Genomic DNA, 20331 nt, shown 5'->3' with positions numbered 1-20331 from the left:
CCGCGCTCCAGACGGGGGCGGTCAACCCGCCCGGAACTCGCGTCGATACGTCTCTGAACTTAGAATCCTGTTCAAAATTTGAGTAGTATCCACAACTTCCAGTCACGCCTTTTGGAGAAAATCGTGTTTTCAAGACATCAACTGCTCGCGTTGGCGCTCGGTGCCCTGCCCTGCCTGGCCCAAGCGGGCCTGCCCGATTACGGCAAACCCGGCCCGATGGCGGTGGTCGGTGGCGAATACCGGCTCCCGGCGGCCCTGGACCCCTTGGTCACTTCCGAACGCATCACCGAAGTCTGGGCGGCGGTGTTCCGCCCCGCCAACGCCCCCAAAAAACCCTGGCCGCTGGTGGTGTTCCTGCACGGCAACCACGGCACCTGCGGGCGTTTCGACGATACGCTGGGCATCCGCATCGACGACGACACCACCTACACCGTCGAGGGCGATTGCCCGCCCGGCTATGTCGTCACCCCCAACCACCGCGGCTATGACTACCTCGCGCAAAACTTGGCCTCCTGGGGGTACGTGGTCGTGTCGATCAACGCCAACCGGGGCATCACCGCGGATTTCGGCCCCTCCGAGGACCCGGGCCTTAACCTGAGGCGCGGACGGATGGTGCTGCGCCATCTGGCCCTGCTGTCCCAATGGAACAAGGGCGAGCAGCCCACCCCGTCCAGCCTGCCGTTCCCACTGGAAAAGACCATGGATTTCTCCGAGGTCGGCCTGATGGGACACAGCCGGGGCGGCGAAGGGATGCGGGCCGCTTGGCGGCTGTACCGCGACGATGGCAGCCCGTTCCGGGTGGAAATCCACAGCCCCTTGACGGTCCGGGCCATCTTCGAGATCGCCCCGGTGGACGGGCAAACCTTCCGCGAACTCGATGCCGAGGACGTGTCCAGTATGGTGCTGCTCTCGGCCTGCGACGGCGATGTGTTCGATCTGGAAGGGGTGCATGTGTTCGACCGTGCCCTGCTGGGCTTGGCCGACAGTTTCATAGGCCCGGCCCGGCCCCACCCCAGGGGCACCTTCAACGTCCTCGGCGGCAACCATAATTTCTACAACACCGAGTGGCAGCAATCGGATTCATCCGGCTGCGCCGGCCACCCGGCCCTGTTTCCGGACATCAAGGGTTCGCCCGCCCAACGCCTGGCCGCGCTCAACACGCTCATCCCATTCTTCCGCGGCACCCTGGGCAAAAAGCCCGATGCCACCCGCCTGGCCGTATTCGACCCGCGCGTCCCGTTCACCGGCCCCCTGTCCACCCTCGGCGGCCTGGAGCGCGGCTTCGCCCACTCGACCACCTACGCCGACCGCTGGATACTGGAGGACTTCGACGCCCGGAAGCCGATCAGCACGGCGGGCATTCCGCATTTCGCCCAAGGCGCGAAAATCACCCACCAAGCCGCGCCGCCCGAACATGACCAGCGCCTCAGGATGGCACGTATCGATTGGCCTTTCGGGGCCGGTTCCGATATCCCCCAAGTCGATATCACCTTGGCCGACCCCGGCTTCGGCATCGATATCAGCGCCTTCCGCTATCTCGGCCTGCGCCTGACCACCGCCTGCCATCTCGGCTCTTGCGGCCCGGACTGGCTGGACGCGCCCCAATTGGACGCCAGCCTGAGCCTGCTGGACGCGGACGGCAACGAGTCCAACCGCATCGCCCTCAAGGATGTCATCGACCTGCGCAGGCCCGTGGGCACGGATTTCGGTTTTCCTGGGTACTCGCCGCCGTTTCCGGGCGCGGGGCTACACAGCCTCTTCCAACACGCCTATTTGCCCCTGGCCGGCCTGCAAGGGATCGACCTGACCAAAATCACCACCTTCCGGTTCAACTTCGACCGCAGCCGCGGTGGCCGCCTGCTCTTGGACGCCATCACCGCGCAAAACGACCCGCTCGACCTACCGGCACCGCCCACGCTCTTGGCGCAACCGGCGGTCCCCTTGGCCGCGGGCGTCACCATCAGCGCCCCGGCGCTCCCCGGCCCCGCCGCGACCATCCAAGACGGGAACCGGGTCGTGGGCGTGGCCCGCCGCGAGGCCGGAACCGCTCCCTCGACGGCATCCCGCCCAGCCCAGGGCGGCTGGGTCGATCTCACTCTCAACAGCGACCACCCCTTCCCGATCACCGACAGCCTACCGCAAGCCACGCTGGGCCAGGCGCGGTCCCTTTATGTGCGGCGGAGTGTCGATGGCCATTCGGTCGTGGCGACCTTCTCCGCCAGCGACTACGACCGCCAGCCCGGCGATGCCACGCTTTCCGTCCGGGTCGGCAGCCAGCGGCTATGGAACTTCGGCACCAAGCCGCGGTGAGGGTTGGCCGGGGCGGTATCAAGGCTTCCAGGCACGGCCATATACCGCCTCGAAACCCGCCTGGATACCGCCCTCCCCCCCCGGCGCGGCATAAGCGTCGAGCATCCGCCGCAGGGTACGCTTACCGGTGAGGTGGCGGGGCCGGTCGGCGGTGATGTTGTGCGCTCCCAACCCTTTAAGTTCGCGCATGAGGGCGTGGACATCGGCGTAGTGGAGCCGACAGGTTTCGCGCTCGACCCCGGCCCGGACGAATCCGGCCCCGGCCAAGGCCTCCCACACCTCCGCCGCGTCGGCGAACTCGTTGACATGGGTATGCCCCGGATCGGCCACGGCCCAGGCGCGGCGCAGTTCCGCCAAGGTGTCCGCGCCGAAGGTGCTGAACAACACGCGACCCCCCGGCTTCAGCACGCGCCGGAATTCGCGGAACACACCGGCCAAATCGGCGCACCATTGGATCGCCAGATTGGAAAACACCAGATCGACCGAAGCCGCCGCCAAGGGCAAAGCCTCGGCATCCCCGCGCAAATAACAGGCTCCGGGTCCGACCCGCTCCCGCGCCGTCCGCAACATTGCGTCCGCGATATCCAGCAGGATGATCCGGGACCCTGGATAAAGCTCCCGCAGCCGGGTGGAACCGTAGCCCGTGCCCGCGCCCACGTCCAAAATCACGGCGGGCGGTGCGCCATCCGCTGCCAAGCGGGATAGCAAGCGCTCGGCGATCCCGCGTTGCAAGCCGGCCACGCCATCGTAACCCGCCGCCGCCGCGCCGAACGAACGGCCCACCCAGCGCTTATCGGGATGGGCGTTCATGGCGGGCGATGAAATCCAGGATGGCGGCGGCAGTTGGGTCGGGATGGGTGGCGAACGGCAAATGGGCGGCACCGGGTAAAAGGCAAACCTCCAACTCCGGCACCAGCGCCCGGAGCGCGGCCCCGGCCTCTTTGGGCACCAAGCGGTCGTGCGCCCCCAACACCGCCAAGGCCGGACCCGCCGCACGAGCCAGCGCCGCCCGCACATCGGCCTCCCGCAGGAGATTCAAGCCCCCGCGCAAAGCCTCGATGTCCGGCGGATCGCATTCGTCCAAGGCCGCGCCGATCTGTTTGACCAACTGGCGGGCGTTGTCCTGGCCGAAGGTTTGCAGACCGATGAAGCGCTTGAGCGTCAGACCATAATTGGCTTCCAATTCCTGGGCGACCCGTTCCAAAGCATTCGGCGCGACGCCGGGCCAATCCGGCGCGGCGATGAACCTGGGGCTCCCGGCCATCAGCACCAAGCCGCGCACCCGTCCAGGATGGCGTTCGGCGCAAGCCACCGACAACAGGGCGCCCAAAGACCAGCCCAGCCAATAGGCCCGCTCCGGCGCGGCCGCGATCAAAGCCCCGGCGACGGTGTCCAGCGAGAAGTCGGCCAGACTGCCACTACGGCCATGGCCGGGCAAATCGATCAAGATGACGCGGACCCGCTCCGCCAGCCGTTCGGCGAAGTCCCGCCACACGCCGCTGTGCATGGCCCAACCATGGACCATCACCAAATTCGGCCCGGTGCCGAAGGTTTCGGTATGCAAGCCCGGCGTCCGTCCGCTCATGGCATGGCTCCGACCCGAAATTCCGGCCTTGCGGCCAGATCGGCCAGCGCCGCCAACAAGCTATCCACCTGTGTTTCGGTATGGGCCGCGCTCAAGGTGATCCTGAGCCGCGCCGTACCGACCGGCACCGTGGGCGGGCGGATGGCACCGACCAGGAAACCGGCCTCGAACAACGCGGTCCCGGCCCGGACCACGCTGGCGTTAGCGCCCAAGACCACGGGTTGGATCGGGCTGGTGCTGGGCATCAAGACGAGCCCCAATTGTCCGGCTCCGGCCCGGAAGCGCTGGATCAAACGGTGTAGATGCCCGCGCCGCCAGGATTCCTCGCGGGCCAAGCGCAGGGCGGCACGGCTCGCTTCCGCCATAGCGGGCGGCAAGGCCGTGGTATAGAGATAAGTACGGGCGCGCTGGATAAGATATTCGATCAACTCCGCGCAGCCCGCGACGAACGCCCCGAACGTCCCGAACGCCTTGCCCAAGGTGCCGACCAAGACCGGCACCGCGTCCTGTCCCAGGTCCGCCAGTTCCAACACGCCGCCGCCCCGCCCGCCCAGCACGCCCAGGCCATGGGCATCGTCGATCATCAGCACCGCGTCCAACTCGCGGGCCACGGCGGCCAGTTCCGCGACCGGGGCCACATCGCCATCCATGCTGAACAGCCCATCGCTGACGATCAACCGGGTGGACGCATCGCCCGCCGATCCCGCCGATAAGGATTGCCGCAACGCCGCCGCATCGGCATGGGGATAGCGTTTGAGCCGCGCCCCGGACAATAACGCGCCATCCAGCAGCGAGGCATGGTTCAGCCGGTCCTCGAACACGGTGTCGCCGCGCCCGGCCAAGGCGGTGATGGCCCCGAGATTGGCCATATAGCCGGTGGAAAACAGCAAGGCCCGCTCGCGCCCGGTGAATTCGGCCAGTTCCTCTTCCAGGGCGTGATGCGCCCGACCGTGGCCGGACACCAGATGCGCCGCGCCAGCCCCTGCGCCGTAGTCCTCCGCACCGCGCCGCAAGGCCGCGACCACCTCGGGATGATTCGCCAGCCCCAAATAATCGTTGCCGGAAAAATTCACCCGCTGCCGCCCCTCGACCACCACGTCCACGCCCTGCGGACCTTCCAGCACCCGGCGGCGGCGGTACAAGCCATCCCGTTCGAGGGCGGCCAACCGGGCGCGTAATTCCCCGCGCAAATCCATCCTCACTGGACGCCGAGACCCGACATCCGCAGCCCCAAGCGCCGGAACAAGCGCTGATCGCTTTCGGCCACCGGATTGCCGGTGGTCAACAACCGTTCGCCGTAGAAAATGGAGTTGGCCCCGGCCAGGAAGCACAAGGCTTGCATTTCATCGCTCATATCGCTGCGGCCCGCCGACAGCCGCACCCGCGCTGCGGGCATCATGATGCGGGCGGCGGCGATGGTACGGATGAACACGAAGGGATCGAGCTTTTCCGTTCCAGCCAAGGGCGTGCCCTCGACCTGGACCAGCATATTGATCGGCACGCTCTCGGGGTGCTTGGGCAGGTTGGCGAGTTGGACCAGGAGTCCGGCACGGTCGCGGTCGCCCTCGCCCATGCCGACGATACCGCCGCAACATACGCCGATACCCGCCTGCCGCACCCGGTCCAAAGTGTCCAGCCGGTCCTGGTAGGTGCGGGTGCTGATGATTTCCGAGTAATATTCCTCGGAAGTGTCGAGGTTATGGTTGTAGAAATCCAAACCGGCGTCCTTGAGCCTTTGGGTCTGGCCATCGCTCAGCATCCCCAGGGTGACGCAAGTTTCCAAACCCAGCGCCTTGACGCCATCGATCATGGCGCAGACCCGCTCAATATCGCGGTCCTTGGGACTACGCCATGCCGCCCCCATGCAGAAACGGCTGGCCCCTTGCGCCTTGGCCGTCCGGGCGGCGGCCAAGACCTGTTCCACCGGCATCAATTCTTCGCGGGGCAAGCCGGTGTCGTAGCGGGCGCTTTGCGGGCAATAGGCGCAATCCTCGGCGCACGACCCGGTCTTGATGCTGAGCAGGCTGCTGATTTGCACCTGGTTGGGATCGAAATGCTGGCGGTGTACCGTCTGCGCCCGGTAGACCAAATCGTTGAACGGCAGGGCGAACAGGGCCTCGACTTCTTCCACGCGCCAATCATGGCGGATTTCGGCGACCGGGTGGTCGTGCCAGCCTTTGAAGTTTGAGGTGGAATTTTCTCGCATGGGGACTCCGGGAATGATCGTTCGGGCGGCTTGGGCGCGGGTCCGTCAACTCGGCCAGGGGGTCGGCGCGGACAACTGGCCGCGTATTATACAAGAATGGCTGTATCCACCCACTTGCCTGTTATGCGGCGATCCGGGCGAGATGGGCTTGGACCTGTGCCCGGCTTGCGCCGCCGACCTGCCCCGCATCGCCGTGGCCTGTCCGCGCTGCGCCTTGCCCCTGGCCGCGGACGCGCCGCATTGGTGCGGACGCTGTCAAATCCACCCGCCGGTCTACAGCGCCGCCCATGCGCCCCTGCTTTATCACGGCCATAACGCGGCCGGTTTCCTGGTCAAGGGGCTGAAATTCGCCCGGCGGCAAGCCTGCGCCCGCTTGCTCGGGACGCTGCTGGCGGACAGCCTCGCAGGCCGGGCCGATCCGCCCGAAGCCTTGATTCCCGTGCCCTTGCATCCCCGGCGCTTGCGGAAACGCGGCTTCAACCAAGCGCTGGAAATCGCCCGCTTCGTCTCGGCCCGCCTGGAGATTCCGCTCGCGCCGGACGCCTGCCGCCGGGTGCGCGATACCACCGCGCAATCCTCGCTCGACTCGGCCAGGAAGCGGCGGCTGAACCTCCACCAGGCGTTCCAGACCGCGCCGGACCTCGCCTACCGGCATGTAGCGGTGATCGACGATGTCTTGACCACCGGCACCACCGCGACCGAATTGGCGCGGACCCTACGGCGGGCGGGGGTGGAAAAGGTGGAGATTTGGACCTGTGCCAGGGCGGGTTAGCCGGGCTCAATCCATCGAACCGCGCCCAGGCCCGCCGCCCACGGGCCAAGGACCCGCCCGTCAATCCAACCTGTCACAATCGCCTTGGCTATCGGACGGGAAATTGTCTACCATCCTCCCATGGCGGACCCAAAACGCCATCGGATTCATATAGATATAAAAAACATCGCCACCACAGGAAACCCCACAGGAGTCCCCTTATGCGTATCGCCTTCGCCTTGCCCCTCCTCTGGCTGGGCTTCTCGACCGCCCAGGCCGCCGCCCTCGCCGGTCCCGCCGCCAGCTACAACGCCTTCTTGTTCGGCGACTTCACCAGCGCCAACTCCGATACCGAGGGCAATCTGGCAGCAGGCGGGGCCGTCAACGTCAGCAATTACTCGGTGGCTTCGAGGATCACCGGCAATCCCGCCACGTCCCCCAACCCGGCCCGCTTGGTGGCCGGGAACCTGACCGCCAGCAACGGCGGCGTCGGCAGCGGCCAGAACGGCGCGATCTACGCCGCACACGCCTCGCTCAGCAGTTTCACCGCCACCGGCGGCGTGTTCTCGCAAACCCTGATCGATTTCGCCGCCGCCCGCACGCAATACCAAACCCTGTCCACTTATTGGGATTCGCTCGCGGCCAACGGCAGCGCGACCAACAATTACGGCAGCCTCACCCTCACCGGCAGCGACACCGTGCTGAACGTGTTCGACCTCGGCGGCAGCACCATCACCAATACCAACTCCGTCGATATCTACGCCCCCGCCGGTTCCACCGTCCTCATCAACGTCAGCGGCACCGGGCAGACCTTCCAGAACGGCCAAGTCACCTTGCACGGCATCGACCCGACCCACGTCATCTACAACTTCTTCGATTCCCGCTCGCTGAACCTGGCCGGCAGCAAGAACCCGAACGGCTCCATCCTGGCTCCCTGGGCCAGCGTGTCCGGCGGTTACGGGCAAATGTACGGGCAACTGCTGGCCGAATCCTTCAACGGCAACATCGAGTTCCATAATTTCCTGTTCGCGGGCAGCCTGCCCGATCCGGTCGCGGTACCGGAACCGGCGACATTCTGGCTGTTCGGTCCAGCCTTGCTGTGGAGCCTTGGGAAAACCGCCCGGCGCGGCACCCCGGCCCATCCGCCACGGGCATAAAAAAGGCGGTGGTTCCGCGCCAGGAACCACCGCCGAGCGCCACAGCGTAGACAATCGATACGGCCCGGCTTGGAAGGAATGGGACAGGGTTTGCTGATGTCCTGCTGCCGGGCCAGCAGGGTTTGAGCCGACCCCGTCCGACCGGCCCGGCGGCGCGGACCACGCTCCCGCCACCACCGAATTTTGTTATCCTCTGGACAATATCTTCCCGCGAACCCATCGGCGCCCATGCCCAAACCGCCCATGCCCCCCGAGGACTTTGAACTGTTCCGCCAGGAAATGGCCGATGTCGAGCCCTTGTCCACCCCCGGCCTCGCCCTGTCCAAGCCGCGCACCGCGCCCACGCCCGGCCAGGACTACCGGCGCGAAGCGGCCCAGCGCGAAGCCGGGCTGTTCGACGAGAACCAATTGCCCACCGTGTTCGTCGAGCCGCTGCACCCGGAAGCCATCCTCAGTTTCAAGCGCGGCGGCATCCAGAACGGCGTGTTCCGGCGCTTGCAACGCGGCGGCTACGATATCGAGGCCATGCTCGACCTGCACGGCTTGAACGTGGAGCAAGCCCGCCACGAAGTCCACCGCTTCATCCAGGATTGCCTGCGCCACGATGTGCGGCTGGCCCTCATCAGCCATGGCAAGGGCCGCAACAACAAGGAACAACGCCCGGTCCTCAAGAGCTTCCTGGCCCGCTGGCTGCCGATGTTCCCGGAAGTCATGGCCTTCCACAGCGCCCAGCGCTATCACGGCGGGGCCGGGGCGCTCTACCTGCTGCTGCGCAAGAGCGAACGGCAAAAACACAAGACCCGCGAAAAACTCGGACTCGTCTCCGGCAAACCCGAACCATGACCCCCTCCCCCTGCGGCCCCGCGACCACCCCACCCGACCTGGGTTCCCCGCCCTTCCAAGCCGCCGCGCGGTTCGCGCCCGAACCCATCGCCACGGTGGAACCCCTGGGCCGGGGGCTCATCAACGCCACCTTCCTGGTCGCGACCGCCCGTCGCCGCTTCGTCCTGCAACGCATCAACGCCAGGGTGTTCCCCGATCCCGTGGCGATCATGGCCAACCTCCGCATCCTGACCGATCATCTCCGTGGCACCGGGGCCAACACGCCCGCCCACCCCCTGCGCCTGCCCGGACTCCTCGCCACGGTGGACGGCGCGGATTTCCACCGCGACGGGACCGGGGAATACTGGCGGGCGCTGGATTACATCGAGGATTCCCGCACCCTGGCCCGGCTGGACCATCCCGCCCAGGCCGAGGCCGTGGGCCGGGCCTTGGGCCGCTTCCACGTCCTCGCGGGCGGCATCGATCCCGCTTCGATGCGCGATACCCTGCCCGGCTTCCATATCGCGCCCCAATATCTGGCCCGCTTCGACGCCATCGCCGCCCGGCCCCGCCCGGCGGACGGGGCGGCGCTACGGGCGGCCCTGGATTTCGTGGCGGCGCGGCGCGATGGCCTGGACGTGCTGGAACAAGCCAAGCGACGCGGCGAGTTGATTCCGCGCGTGGTCCATGGCGATCCCAAACTGGATAATGTGCTGTTCGACCCGGAAGGTCGGCACGCGGTCGGCCTGGTGGACCTCGATACGGTGAAGCCGGGCCTGATCCATTACGACCTGGGCGATTGCCTGCGTTCCTGCTGCAACCGGCAGGGCGAATGCGAACGCGGCGGATCGGCCCGCTTCGACCTCGACCTCTGCCGCGCCATCCTCGAAGGCTACGGGGCCGAGGCCCGCGCCCTCCTGAGTCCCGCCGACCACGCCTACCTGTACGACGCCATCCGGCTGTTGCCCTTGGAATTGGGGCTCCGGTTCCTGACCGACCATTTGAACGGGGATGTTTATTTCCGGGTCGATGCGCCGGGGCAGAACCTGGAACGGGCGCGGGCGCAATTCCGCTTGGCGGAAAGCGTGGAGCGCCAGGAAGCCGCGATCCGGGCCTTGACCGCCGGTTGGGCCTGATCCCCGCCGGAACCCCGAATGGAATCGGTTAATCCACACAAACCGCTTCGGGCGGTTTTCTGTTTATACTGTCCGCTATTTTCAATCCGACACCATTCCGCAACATTTGAGCCGCAGAACATCCGTGGTCAAGAACCTCGTCAAAACCCGAATTCCCACCGGCTACGGGGAATTCAACCTTTATCTTTATAACGAACACGGCAAGGAACACCTGGCCCTGGTCAAGGGCGAAGTGAGCGGGCAGGCTTTGGTGCCCGTGCGGGTCCATTCGGAATGCCTGACCGGGGACGTGTTCGGTTCCAGGCGCTGCGATTGCGGCGACCAGCTCAAGCATACCCTGCAATACCTGGGACGCCTGCCCTGTGGCATCCTAGTCTATCTGCGCCAGGAAGGCCGCGGCATCGGCCTCCGCAAAAAGCTGGAAGCCTACAACCTCCAAGACACCGGCATGGACACGGTGGAAGCCAATATCCACCTCGGCCACCAACCCGACGAACGCGATTACGGCATCGCCGCCCGCATCCTCCGCGATCTGGGTCCGCAATCGATCCGCCTCATCACCAACAACCCGCACAAGGTGGACGAACTCACCGCCCATGGCATCCAGGTCGAGGCGCGCATCCCCATCGAGGTCGGCCACCACCAGGACAACCTGGACTACCTGCGCTCCAAGGCCGCGAAGATGGCCCACCTGCTCACCTTCCGCGAAGAAACCCCGGAACACCGCGACCTCGCCTTCATCGAACCCCTGCTGGACCAGTTGTCCCTGGCCCGCGCCGCCGCCAACGAAGCCGGGCCCTTCGTGACCCTGGCCTATGCCCAGGACCTGGACGGCGGCACCGCAGCGGAGGCCGCGCCGACTTCCCGCCCGGCGCTGACCCTGACGCGCCACCTCCGCGCCCAGCATGACGCGCTGCTGGTGGATATCGATTCCCTCCCGGCCGCTCCGCCCAGCCTGCGCCAAGGCCAGGGGACCGATCCGAGGCCGGTGTTCCTCGACGACCAGCTTCGCACGCCGCCGGAGGCGCTGGTCCAGGGCGGCCACCCGCCCCTCATCCTCACCACCGGCACACCCGACCCGGCCCGCGTGGCCTCGCTCACCGAGCGCGGGGCCGAGGTCGTGGCGGTCGGAACCGATGCCGAGGGTGGCATCGACCTCCTGCTCGCCCTCCGCGCCCTGCGCGAGCGGGGCATCCATACCCTGATGGTGGAAGGCGGAGCCGCCACCATCCGCCGTTTCCTGCGGCAGCGCTTGGTGGACTACGCCGTCATCGCCATCACCCCCAGGCTCGGCGGCGGTCCCCAGGCCATCGGCGGCCCCGGCCCGGCGGGGGAAGCGCCCACCCTGGGCATCACGGACTGCCAGTACCAGACCCTAGGTTCGGATATCATCGCCCACGGCCCCGTGGGCTACGGGTAGCGCCGCCGCCCGGCGGGTCCGGTCCCGACAGCCCGCGCAACACGTAAAACAACAAGCCATTCGCCTCAACCTCAATGGATTCCGGTAATACACCATGGTTTACCCCATCGAACCCTCGCACGCCCTGTCGGCGCGCAATCCCTACCGCGCCCCGCGCCCGCCCTATGGCAAAAACAACCGTTCCCCCGGAGCGGCCCCGGCCCAGGCGGTATTCCATACCGCCCGCCATTCGGTGAGCGTCCGCGACACCGAGGTCCCCGCCCCCAAGCCCGGCGAACTGCTCATCAAGGCCCATTGCTCGGCCATCAGCCCCGGCACCGAATCCCTGATCTTCCGGGGCGGGATGCCCGAGGGCTGGGGGCTGGACGCCGCCCCATCCAAATCCGGCGGCGAATTCCGCTACCCCTTCAAATACGGCTACGCCCTGGTCGGCGAGGTGGTGGAGGTAGGCGCGGGCGAGGACCGCGATTGGCTGGGCAAGCGGGTGTTCGCCTTCCATCCCCACCAGGACTACATCGCCATCGACCAGGGCCAATGCCAGCGCCTGCCGGAAGGGATGCCCGCCGAACGCGCCTTGTTCCTCGCCAACCTGGAAACCGCCCTGAACCTGGTGCAGGACGCCGGCCCCCTGGCCGGGGAACGGGCCATGGTGTTCGGTCAGGGCGTGGTGGGGCTGCTGACCACGGCCCTCCTCGGCCAATTCCCGCTGTCCGAACTCATCACGGCGGACCCCCTGCCGCTGCGGCGCGAGCGTTCCAAGGAATTGGGGGCCGGCCTCGCCATCGACCCCTCGAAGGGCCGCGAATTGGCGGTATTGGAAGAATGCCTGTTCCACGGCGACCACAACGGCCTGGACCTCGCCATCGAGGTCTCCGGCCATATCGAGGCGCTCAACCAGGCCATCGCCCTGACCGGCTTCGATGGCCGCATCGTGGTCGGCTCCTGGTATGGGCGCCACGCCGGGCCGGTGGATTTGGGCGGGCATTTCCACCGCCGCCGCATCCGCCTGGTGGCGAGCCAGGTCGGCACGCTCAACCCGGCGCTCAGCGGGCGCTGGAGCAAGGACCGGCGGCTCAAGCTGGCCTTCGACTGGCTGGACCGCATCCAGCCCGAGCGCCTCATCACCCACCGCTTCCCCCTGTCCGAATGCCAGCAGGCGTTCGAGGTGGTCGGCGACAAGTTGGCCGGAGCCTTGCAGGTGGTGTTCGAATACCGCGGCTGAACCCGCCCACAAAAAAACCCCGTGCGTTCCCAGCGGAGCGCACGGGGTTTTTTCATGCCCGGACCTCAGGCGGCATCCGGCCCGGCGGCGGGGACGGCGTCCGGCAGCTTGACCTTGCTGAAATAGCGCAACAGGTCGGTGGTGGTGATGATGCCCACCAGTTTGTTGTCCTTCACCACCGGCAAGGCGCCGATACGGTGCTTCGCCATGATCGCCGCCGCGTCGGAAATCTGTTCGTTCGGGTTGATGGTCAGCACGGCGCGGTGCATTATGTGGCGCACTTTCTGGGGGACGACATGCAGGGCCGCCGCCTTGTCCCCGCTCTCCTCGATCACATTCGAGTTGTTCTTGGGACCGAGCGCCTTGTACAGGTCGCGATCCGAGACGATCCCGATGACTTCGCTCTTTTTATTGACGACCGGGACGTGGCGGATCTTCTCGTAGTGCATCAGGAAAAACACCCGCTCGATCAAGGCTTCTTCTTCGACGGTGAACACCTTGGTGTGCATTAAATCGCCGACACGCATAACAACCTCTTTTATGTAAGTAAATCGCGGGAACATACAAGAAAACCGCCCGCGGTTCAATTCATAGTTAACGGAAGCACAACGATGGGGCCGCGCGGAGTCCCCGGACACCGCACGGCACGATACCGCCCATTCAGATATCCGACGCCCAACATGAGCATCTCATTCCGTGACTATCCCGATATCAAATCCGCACTAGACGAACGCAGCCTCAACCCCCAAGTCCGCACCGCCTTCCAGCACGCCCTGCGCGGGCGGGAATGGCTGTCCTGCCTCGACCTCGGGGCGGGGGCGGGCGCGTCGCTATGGCGGCTCCTCAACGCCGACCTCAAGGCCGACCTCGCCATCACCGCCGTGGACCCGGACCGCGACCTGCTGGAGCTAGCGCTCCGGCGCCTCGCGGTCCTGCTCAGGGCGCGGGATTTCGAGGTGGCGACGCCCGGACCGGACCACATCCAGGCCCGGCGCGGCGGACGCTCGATCAGCATCGAGTTCGTGGCCGCCGGTCCCGAGGACTTCAACCGCCAAGAACCCACCCGCCAATTCGACGTGGTGGTCGCCCACCATGTGACGGACCTGCTGCCGACCCAGGCCATGGCCGATCGCATCGCCTCCTGGCTCAAGCCCCAGGGCGTGTTCTATGCCGCCCTCAACTACGACACCGGCACCACCGTGTTCCCGGCCTACCGCGACGCCGACCTGGAACAGCGCATCCTCGCGACCTACGACTCCGCGATGGAGACCCGGCGGATGCGGGACCAACCCGCCGAGGCTGCGAAACCGGGGGGGTGGCTACACGGGGCGCTGCTCGAAAGCCAACTGGACATCCTGGCCCAAGGGGCCTCCGATTGGAACCTGACCCCACTACGCCGCGCCTACCGCGACCAGGACGATCTTTGCCTGGACGCCGTTCTCGCCCACATCCGCGACGAAGCGGACCGCTCCGGCGGGATCGGACCCCGCGCGCTCGACGCCTGGCACCGCGACCGCCGCCAGGAAATCGACCGCCGCAGGCTGGGCCTGATCGTCCACCAGGTGGATGTGCTGGCCCGGCGCGGGGCTTGAAACCTTCCACAAGCATAGTCCGCCCCGCACGGGGCGGATTGTCAAAAGGGCTCCGGGACCATCCGCCGATGAGTTGCGGTACACTGGAAAAACAAGCCCCCGGTCCCATCGGGCCGATTTTCTACACAGCCACCGCATTGAGCGCTACGGACGGGACTTCCCAGCCCGTCGATCCATCCTTGACACCATGAACGACAACTACGACGCCTCTTCCATCGAAGTCCTTTCCGGCCTCGACCCGGTGCGGAAACGCCCCGGCATGTACACCGACACCGCCCGCCCCAACCATCTGGTCCAAGAAGTCGTCGATAACAGCGTCGACGAAGCCCTGGCCGGTTTCGCCAAGACCATCGACGTGCGGCTCATGGCCGACGGTGGCATCGAAGTCCGCGACGATGGCCGCGGCATGCCGGTCGATATCCATCCCGAACTCGGCGTGTCCGGGGTCGAGGTCATCCTGACCAAGCTGCACGCGGGCGGCAAATTCTCCAACAAGAACTACCGCTTCTCCGGCGGCCTGCACGGCGTCGGGGTGTCGGTGGTGAACGCGCTCTCCGACAAGCTGGAAGTCGAAGTCCGCCGGGGCGGCAAGGTATCCGCCATGGCCTTCGCCCGCGGCGAAAAAACCCAAGACCTCCGCATCATCGGCGACGCCCCCAAACGGGAGACCGGCACCACGGTCAGGTTTTGGCCGGAAGCCCATTATTTCGACACGCCCAAGGTGGCCGCGCCCCGGCTCAAAGCCTTGCTGCGGGCCAAGGCCGTACTCTGCCCCGGCTTGAAAATCAGCCTCAGCGACGAAGCCACCCAGGAAACCGAAACCTGGCACTACCAAAACGGCCTGCCCCAATACCTGCTGGACCGGATCGGGGCCAGGGAATGCGTGCCGGAAGAGCCCTTCGTCGGCAGCCTGGAAAGCCGCCAGGAAGCGGCGGATTGGGCCGTGGCCTGGACGGTGGACGGGGACATCGTGGCCGAAAGCTATGTCAACCTGGTGCCCACCCCGCAGGGCGGCACCCATGTCAACGGCCTCCGCACCGGCCTGACCGAAGCCGTGCGGGAGTTCTGTGAATTCCGCAACCTGCTGCCGCGCGGGGTGAAGATCGCCCCGGAAGATGTGTGGGAACGCTGCCATTACGTGCTGTCGGTCAAGTTGCAAGAACCGCAGTTTTCCGGGCAGACCAAAGAGCGCCTGAGTTCCAGGGAATGCGCCGCCTTCGTTTCCGGCGTGGTCAAGGACGCCTTCAGCCTGTGGTTGAACCAACACCCGGCGGTGGGCGAGCGTATCGCCGAATTGGTGATCGAAAGCGCCCAGAAGCGGCTGAAAGCCAGCCGCCAAGTCACCCGCAAGAAAGTCACGGCGGGACCGGCCCTGCCCGGCAAACTGGCCGATTGTTCGGGGCAGGATATCAACCTGTCCGAGTTGTTCCTGGTGGAAGGCGATTCCGCCGGGGGTTCGGCCAAACAAGCCCGCGACAAGGAATACCAAGCCATCATGCCCTTGCGCGGCAAAATCCTGAACACCTGGGAAGTCGAGCCGGGCGCGGTGCTGGCCTCGCAGGAAGTCCACGATATCAGTGTCGCCATCGGGGTGGAGCCGGGTTGCGCCGACCTGACCGGGCTGCGCTATGGCAAGGTCTGCATCCTGGCCGACGCCGATTCCGACGGCAACCATATCGCCACGCTGTTATGCGCCTTGTTCGTGCGGCATTTCCGGCCCTTGGTGGCGGCAGGCCATGTGTTCGTGGCGATGCCGCCCCTGTACCGCATCGACGTGGGCAAGCAGGTCTATTACGCCCTGGACGAATCGGAGAAAAAGGGCGTCCTCGACCGCATCGAGGCCGAGAAGATCAAGGGCAAGATCAATGTGCAGCGCTTCAAGGGCCTGGGCGAGATGAACCCCTCGCAACTGCGGGAAACCACCATGAACCCCGATACCCGCCGCCTGGTGCAACTCACCTTGGAGGAACTGGCGGAACAGGAGACCACCGACGAGCGCCTCGACATGCTGCTGGCGAAAAAACGCGCCCCGGACCGCAAAGCCTGGCTGGAGGCCAAGGGCAATCTGGCCGAGGTGTAGCGCTCATCGCGCCGCGCCCGCCACACACAAAAACGCCCGTCTCGGGAGACGGGCGTGGCATGGACCGGAAAACGCCTGGGGTTATTGGGCTTGGCCGCCGGAGTATTCCCGTGCGACGGTCCAGTGATATGAACAGGTATTGCTATGTCCCGCGTAGGAAGCCGACGCGGTCACCTTGAAGGTCGCGGATTCCCTGAGCTTCAGGGTGTTCCCCTTGGGATTGAGACTGCCGACAAAAGCGTATTTGACCGGGCTGAACTTATAGTTGTAGGACGCGCCTCCCGCCGAGCCGCTGCCACTCAATTGCTTGGTTTCATCCTGGAACACCTTGGATTGCTGGAAAATATACGAATCGTTCTGGTCGTCAACCATGAAGCTCAAATTGCGGCCCTTGCCTTTCCAGTCGCCGGCGAAAACACCCAAGCCCAACGTGTCGCCGGTAATGGTGAAGGTCTTGTCCGGGTTGAACTGGACACTGAGGCCGAGATTGGCCTGGCCTGGCAGCTTGACCTTCTTCCGACCGGCCCCCTGTCCGCCCACCTTGCAAGAAAAGGCATAGCTCACGTTATAGGCACCGGTCAAATTCCAAGTCGTGTCGCCCAATTTCGAGGCCTTGGCCGCCGCCATGGCCCCACCACTGAACGCGAAAGTGGCCATCGAAACCCCTACCCACAAGATTTTTCTCATCATATGCACGGCACAGCCTCTTCAATTAAATCAATTATTTAGGACATAAAAGCAGGTTACCGGGCATACTGGTGAAATAAACCATAGTACCTCCCGGAACCGGCTCTTATGCACCAGATTTTGAAGGTCGCGCCAAATTTTGCAAGCACCGCCCCAAAATTTGCCGTTCAGGGATAGCGCCGGCTCCGGGACGTGAGATACCGGCGGGGAACCGGCTAAAAACAACGCGGCCTGGAAAATTAACGCGCCCCGGACCGCCATCCGTTCTACAATCATGCTTGGTTTCAGCGCGACCGGATCGATATTGTGAGCAAACGGCGGGGCATAGGGGTGGGGATGTGGTGGCTGGCCTTGGCGGGGCGGGCCTTGGCCGGCGATAGCGACCCAGGCGACCTGGCTCCGGAAATCCAGGCCCCCAAAGCGCCCGACCAAGCCAGCCCGGTATTCAGCGAGGACGAACAAAAGCGCCTCCAGGAACTCAGGCGCTGGCTGCTGTTGCGGCAACAAGAACGCAAGCTCCAGGAACCGGGCAAGCTCGACGCCCTCAAGCAAGCCAGGGCGGCGGACCTTGCCGACCCCGCGCCCCGGCCCAAGAGCAACCCGGTCCTGCATATCGGGCGCGGTCCCGATGGGCGCATCCACCACCGCTATATCTTCAACGAATCCGGTCCCGACCAACTCCAATCCGCCGTGCCGGAATACAGCCCCGCCCTGCGCCGCAGCCGTTGACCGGCCCTATTCGCCCGCCTTCAGCCGCTCCCAATAATCGGTATACAGCGTGACCGCGTCGCCGATATCGGTCTGGTACTCGCCTTTCCGCAAGACCGCCTCGCCAGGATACACGGTCGGATCGTCGCGCAGTTCCGGTTTGAGCCGCCGGACGGCCTCGGCGTTGGGCGAGGCATAACCAATCTTCTCGGTGACGAGGGCCGCGATTTCGGGCCTGAGCAGGAAATCCAGCAGGCGGTGGGCGTTGTCGGGATGTTCCGCGCCCTTGGGGATCACCCAATTGTCCATCCACAGGATGCAGCCTTCTTTCGGGTAGATATAGCGGATATCGGGGTTTTCCCGGCGGGCGTGGTAGGCGTTGCCATTCCACACCACGCCGATATCGATCTCGCCCGTAACCAGCAGCACCAGGGGCGAGTCCGAGTTGAACAGCCGGATATTCGGCATCAAACCCCGGAGTTCGGTGTAAGCCGCCTCGATCTGGCGCGGCTCGGTGGTATTGCCCGACAGGCCCAAGGTCCGCAAGGCCAAACCGAACACCTCGCGCATATCGTTGGGCAGCAACAACGCGCCTTTGAACCTTGGATGCCACAGGTCGGCCCAGCCGTCCACCGAAGCCGGATCGATCTTGCGGGCATCGACCGCGATCCCGGTCGTGCCCCACAGATACGGCAGGCTGTAGGCATTGCCCGGATCGAAGGCTTGATTGAGATGGCGCGGATCGAGGTGGACGAACCCCGGCAGCTTGACCCGCTCCAAAGGCCGCAACAAACCCGCCGCCCGCAGTTTGTCCACGAAATAGGTCGAGGGCACCGCCAGATCGTAGCCCTTGCCGTCCAGCAGCTTGAGCTTGGCGAACATGGCCTCGTTGCTGTCGTAGGTGGACACCGTGACCGCGATGCCGGTTTCCGCTGTGAAGCGCTCGACCACCTCGTCCGGCAGATAATCCGACCAATTGAAAACCCGCAGTTCTGGCGCCTCGGCCCGCGCGGCGGCGGCGAACCCACCCAACCACAGCGCCAGCCACAGCCTCATCGCGGCCCCCGGCGCAACAAGCATTGGGACAGGGACACCAACAGCAAGGACAGCGCGAACAACAAACTCGCCAGCGCGTTCACCTCCGGCTTCACACCCAGCCGCACCATGGAATAAATCCGCAAGGGCAACACCTCGAACTCCGGCCCGGTCACGAAAAAGCTCACCACCACATCGTCCAGCGACAAGGTGAAACTCAACAGCCACCCCGCCGCGATGGCCGGAAGGCACAAGGGCAGGACCACCCGCGCCAGCGCCGCCGTTTCGCCCGCGCCCAAATCCTGGGCCGCTTCGATCAAACCCCGGTCGAAGCCTTGCAAGCGCGACAGCACCGTGACCACGACGAAAGGCAGGCAAAAGCCGGTATGAGCCAGCAACAAGGTCCAGAATCCCAGTTCCACCCGCAAAGCGATGAACAACACCAGCAGCGACACCCCCACCACGATATCCGGCGACATCATGCCCACCAGCAACAAACCCTGGGCCAGCGCCCGCCCCCGGAAGCGGTAGCGGTACAGGCCCACCGCGCCCAAACTGCCGACCACGGTACCCAGACTCGCGGCCCAGCCGGCCACGGTCAGCGAATGCAGCGCGGCTTGCTTGAGGCCATCGTCCAGCGCCAGGTTGCGGTACCAATCCAAGGTCCAACCTTCCCAGCGGGTGGCGTACTTGGAGGGATTGAAGGAATACGCCACCAGCAAAGCCATCGGCAGGTACAAAAAGCCATAGACCAGTGCCAGATAAGCCCTAGCCATGGCCGATCCCACGCCGGACCCGGCCATACAAAGCCAAGAACACGAACAACAGCGCGATCACCAAAACGCTGGCGGCGGCCCCGAACGGCCAATCGCGGGCGTCGAGGAATTGGTCCTTGAGGAAATTGCCGACCAACAACCCCCGCGCCCCGCCCAGCACATCGGTGACATAGAACATCCCCAGCGCGGGCAGAAACACCAAAAGGCTCCCCGCCGCGATGCCCGGCGCGGTCAAGGGCACGATCACCCGCCAAAAGGTGGCGAAGCGACCCGCGCCCAAGTCGCGGGCCGCTTCGATCAGGCGGCGGTCGAGTTTCTCGAAGCTCGAATACAAGGGCAGGACCATGAACGGCAGCAGGACGTAGACGAGGCCGATGGCGACCGCCGGGCCGGTATAGAGCAGGCGGATAGGCTCATCGATCCAGCCCAGCGCCAATAGCCCGGTATTCACCGGCCCCTGGGCGGCGAGCATCCCACGCATGGCATAGACCCGCGCCAGCGAATTGGTCCAGAATGGTACGATCACCCACGTCAACAGCACGGGCCGCCAACCCGCCCGCACCCGCGACAACAGATAGGCGAAGGGATAACCGACAATCAAGCACAAGGTCGTCGCCACCGCCGCCAGCGCCAGTGAATGGCCGAACACCTTGAGATAGAGCGGATTGAGCAACCGGGCATAATTGGCGAGGGTGAAAACCGGCGCGATCAAGCCGGATTCGTCGCGGCGCATCAAGCTGACGGCGACCACCATCAGCAGCGGCAGCAAGGTGAAAAGGATCAGCCAAAGGGGGAGGAGATAGGCGAAGATTGGGGGTTGGGTTCGCATCGGGAAAACAGGCGG

Annotated in this window: 19 protein-coding genes; 10 read left to right on the top strand and 9 right to left on the bottom strand. The window is 65.4% G+C overall.

Annotated elements, in window-relative coordinates:
• Positions 1-123: 123 nt before the first annotated feature.
• Positions 124-2310 carry an alpha/beta hydrolase gene (locus B9N93_RS01850; RefSeq protein WP_125468796.1) on the top strand — a complete coding sequence of 729 codons (2187 nt, stop codon included), beginning with the start codon at positions 124-126 and terminating at the stop codon, positions 2308-2310.
• Positions 2311-2328: 18 nt separating this feature from the next.
• Here B9N93_RS01850 and bioC read toward each other — a convergent pair whose 3' ends face one another.
• From bioC to bioB, 4 genes are read right to left on the bottom strand one after another with little or no spacing between them, the layout of a single operon-like run.
• Complete coding sequence (bioC, locus tag B9N93_RS01845; RefSeq protein ID WP_085210372.1) at positions 2329-3120, bottom strand: malonyl-ACP O-methyltransferase BioC; 792 nt, start codon at positions 3118-3120, stop codon at positions 2329-2331.
• Positions 3101-3895, bottom strand: coding sequence for a pimeloyl-ACP methyl ester esterase BioH (gene bioH / locus B9N93_RS01840; protein WP_085210370.1), 795 nt, complete (start codon positions 3893-3895; stop codon positions 3101-3103). Before bioH ends, bioC begins: the two co-directional genes overlap by 20 nt.
• Positions 3892-5091, bottom strand: a complete 1200-nt coding sequence (bioF, locus tag B9N93_RS01835) for an 8-amino-7-oxononanoate synthase (RefSeq protein WP_085210368.1) — start codon at positions 5089-5091, stop codon at positions 3892-3894. The genes bioH and bioF overlap by 4 nt, the downstream gene beginning before the upstream one ends.
• A gap of 2 nt (positions 5092-5093) precedes the next feature.
• Entirely contained in the window at positions 5094-6101 is a 1008-nt protein-coding gene (gene bioB / locus B9N93_RS01830) for a biotin synthase BioB (protein WP_085210366.1), read from the bottom strand.
• A gap of 13 nt (positions 6102-6114) precedes the next feature.
• On the opposite strand from bioB, the gene B9N93_RS01825 reads away from it, so the two are divergent.
• The 6 genes from B9N93_RS01825 (at position 6115) to B9N93_RS01800 (ending at position 12609) form a co-directional block, all read left to right on the top strand.
• Positions 6115-6873, top strand: a complete 759-nt coding sequence (locus B9N93_RS01825) for a ComF family protein (protein WP_085210364.1) — start codon at positions 6115-6117, stop codon at positions 6871-6873.
• A gap of 200 nt (positions 6874-7073) precedes the next feature.
• A complete protein-coding gene (locus B9N93_RS01820) occupies positions 7074-8009 on the top strand; it encodes a choice-of-anchor A family protein (protein WP_085210363.1) in 936 nt (311 codons plus the stop codon).
• 243 nt (positions 8010-8252) lie between these two features.
• Entirely contained in the window at positions 8253-8852 is a 600-nt protein-coding gene (gene smrA / locus B9N93_RS01815) for a DNA endonuclease SmrA (protein WP_085216136.1), read from the top strand.
• Positions 8849-9967 carry a phosphotransferase enzyme family protein gene (locus B9N93_RS01810; RefSeq protein ID WP_085210361.1) on the top strand — a complete coding sequence of 373 codons (1119 nt, stop codon included), beginning with the start codon at positions 8849-8851 and terminating at the stop codon, positions 9965-9967. Before smrA ends, B9N93_RS01810 begins: the two co-directional genes overlap by 4 nt.
• 124 nt (positions 9968-10091) lie before the next feature.
• Positions 10092-11387, top strand: a complete 1296-nt coding sequence (gene ribA, locus B9N93_RS26785) for a GTP cyclohydrolase II (RefSeq protein ID WP_368655802.1) — start codon at positions 10092-10094, stop codon at positions 11385-11387.
• 94 nt (positions 11388-11481) lie between these two features.
• Positions 11482-12609: a zinc-binding dehydrogenase gene (locus tag B9N93_RS01800; RefSeq protein WP_085210357.1), complete on the top strand. Its 1128-nt coding sequence runs from the start codon at positions 11482-11484 to the stop codon at positions 12607-12609.
• A gap of 65 nt (positions 12610-12674) precedes the next feature.
• Here the strand turns inward: B9N93_RS01800 and B9N93_RS01795 are convergent, their stop codons facing one another.
• Positions 12675-13136, bottom strand: coding sequence for a CBS domain-containing protein (locus B9N93_RS01795; protein WP_085210355.1), 462 nt, complete (start codon positions 13134-13136; stop codon positions 12675-12677).
• Between the two features lie 153 nt (positions 13137-13289).
• Between B9N93_RS01795 and B9N93_RS01790 the strand changes: the two genes are divergently transcribed.
• Positions 13290-14201, top strand: a complete 912-nt coding sequence (locus B9N93_RS01790; protein ID WP_176225093.1) for a class I SAM-dependent methyltransferase — start codon at positions 13290-13292, stop codon at positions 14199-14201.
• 187 nt (positions 14202-14388) lie between these two features.
• On the top strand, positions 14389-16281 hold the full coding sequence (gene parE / locus B9N93_RS01785) for a DNA topoisomerase IV subunit B (protein ID WP_085210351.1): 1893 nt from the start codon (positions 14389-14391) through the stop codon (positions 16279-16281).
• Positions 16282-16362: 81 nt separating this feature from the next.
• Here the strand turns inward: parE and B9N93_RS01780 are convergent, their stop codons facing one another.
• Entirely contained in the window at positions 16363-16938 is a 576-nt protein-coding gene (locus B9N93_RS01780) for a hypothetical protein (RefSeq protein ID WP_085210349.1), read from the bottom strand.
• A 336-nt stretch (positions 16939-17274) separates the two neighbouring features.
• On the opposite strand from B9N93_RS01780, the gene B9N93_RS01775 reads away from it, so the two are divergent.
• Positions 17275-17697: a hypothetical protein gene (locus B9N93_RS01775; RefSeq protein WP_125468795.1), complete on the top strand. Its 423-nt coding sequence runs from the start codon at positions 17275-17277 to the stop codon at positions 17695-17697.
• Positions 17698-17703: 6 nt separating this feature from the next.
• On the opposite strand, the gene B9N93_RS01770 is transcribed toward B9N93_RS01775, so the two are convergent.
• Genes B9N93_RS01770 through potB form a run of 3 tightly spaced genes read right to left on the bottom strand, consistent with a single transcriptional unit; the run spans position 17704 to position 20316 of the window.
• Entirely contained in the window at positions 17704-18732 is a 1029-nt protein-coding gene (locus tag B9N93_RS01770) for an extracellular solute-binding protein (RefSeq protein WP_254899319.1), read from the bottom strand.
• Positions 18729-19487, bottom strand: a complete 759-nt coding sequence (gene potC, locus B9N93_RS01765; protein ID WP_176225092.1) for a spermidine/putrescine ABC transporter permease PotC — start codon at positions 19485-19487, stop codon at positions 18729-18731. The genes B9N93_RS01770 and potC overlap by 4 nt, the downstream gene beginning before the upstream one ends.
• Positions 19480-20316, bottom strand: a complete 837-nt coding sequence (gene potB / locus B9N93_RS01760) for a spermidine/putrescine ABC transporter permease PotB (protein ID WP_085210341.1) — start codon at positions 20314-20316, stop codon at positions 19480-19482. The genes potC and potB overlap by 8 nt, the downstream gene beginning before the upstream one ends.
• Positions 20317-20331 lie beyond the last annotated feature (15 nt).

The sequence above is a fragment of the Methylomagnum ishizawai genome (assembly GCF_900155475.1).
Classification (GTDB): Bacteria; Pseudomonadota; Gammaproteobacteria; order Methylococcales; family Methylococcaceae; genus Methylomagnum; species Methylomagnum ishizawai_A.
The sequence above is the reverse complement of the archived record's forward strand: the minus strand, read 5'-3'. Positions and strand labels throughout refer to the sequence as shown.

What these genes read in the sequence shown, in the direction of transcription:
- B9N93_RS01795 (WP_085210355.1), bottom strand. Translation starts at nt 13,136, where the DNA reads ATGCGTGTCGGCGATTTAATGCACACCAAGGTGTTCACCGTCGAAGAA.
- B9N93_RS01820 (WP_085210363.1), top strand. Translation starts at nt 7,074, where the DNA reads ATGCGTATCGCCTTCGCCTTGCCCCTCCTCTGGCTGGGCTTCTCGACC.
- bioF (WP_085210368.1), bottom strand. Translation starts at nt 5,091, where the DNA reads ATGGATTTGCGCGGGGAATTACGCGCCCGGTTGGCCGCCCTCGAACGG.
- potB (WP_085210341.1), bottom strand. Translation starts at nt 20,316, where the DNA reads ATGCGAACCCAACCCCCAATCTTCGCCTATCTCCTCCCCCTTTGGCTG.
- B9N93_RS01810 (WP_085210361.1), top strand. Translation starts at nt 8,849, where the DNA reads ATGACCCCCTCCCCCTGCGGCCCCGCGACCACCCCACCCGACCTGGGT.
- bioB (WP_085210366.1), bottom strand. Translation starts at nt 6,101, where the DNA reads ATGCGAGAAAATTCCACCTCAAACTTCAAAGGCTGGCACGACCACCCG.
- B9N93_RS01770 (WP_254899319.1), bottom strand. Translation starts at nt 18,732, where the DNA reads ATGAGGCTGTGGCTGGCGCTGTGGTTGGGTGGGTTCGCCGCCGCCGCG.
- B9N93_RS01790 (WP_176225093.1), top strand. Translation starts at nt 13,290, where the DNA reads ATGAGCATCTCATTCCGTGACTATCCCGATATCAAATCCGCACTAGAC.
- bioC (WP_085210372.1), bottom strand. Translation starts at nt 3,120, where the DNA reads ATGAACGCCCATCCCGATAAGCGCTGGGTGGGCCGTTCGTTCGGCGCG.
- bioH (WP_085210370.1), bottom strand. Translation starts at nt 3,895, where the DNA reads ATGAGCGGACGGACGCCGGGCTTGCATACCGAAACCTTCGGCACCGGG.
- B9N93_RS01780 (WP_085210349.1), bottom strand. Translation starts at nt 16,938, where the DNA reads ATGGCCACTTTCGCGTTCAGTGGTGGGGCCATGGCGGCGGCCAAGGCC.
- parE (WP_085210351.1), top strand. Translation starts at nt 14,389, where the DNA reads ATGAACGACAACTACGACGCCTCTTCCATCGAAGTCCTTTCCGGCCTC.
- smrA (WP_085216136.1), top strand. Translation starts at nt 8,253, where the DNA reads ATGCCCCCCGAGGACTTTGAACTGTTCCGCCAGGAAATGGCCGATGTC.
- B9N93_RS01800 (WP_085210357.1), top strand. Translation starts at nt 11,482, where the DNA reads ATGGTTTACCCCATCGAACCCTCGCACGCCCTGTCGGCGCGCAATCCC.
- potC (WP_176225092.1), bottom strand. Translation starts at nt 19,487, where the DNA reads ATGGCTAGGGCTTATCTGGCACTGGTCTATGGCTTTTTGTACCTGCCG.
- B9N93_RS01825 (WP_085210364.1), top strand. Translation starts at nt 6,115, where the DNA reads ATGATCGTTCGGGCGGCTTGGGCGCGGGTCCGTCAACTCGGCCAGGGG.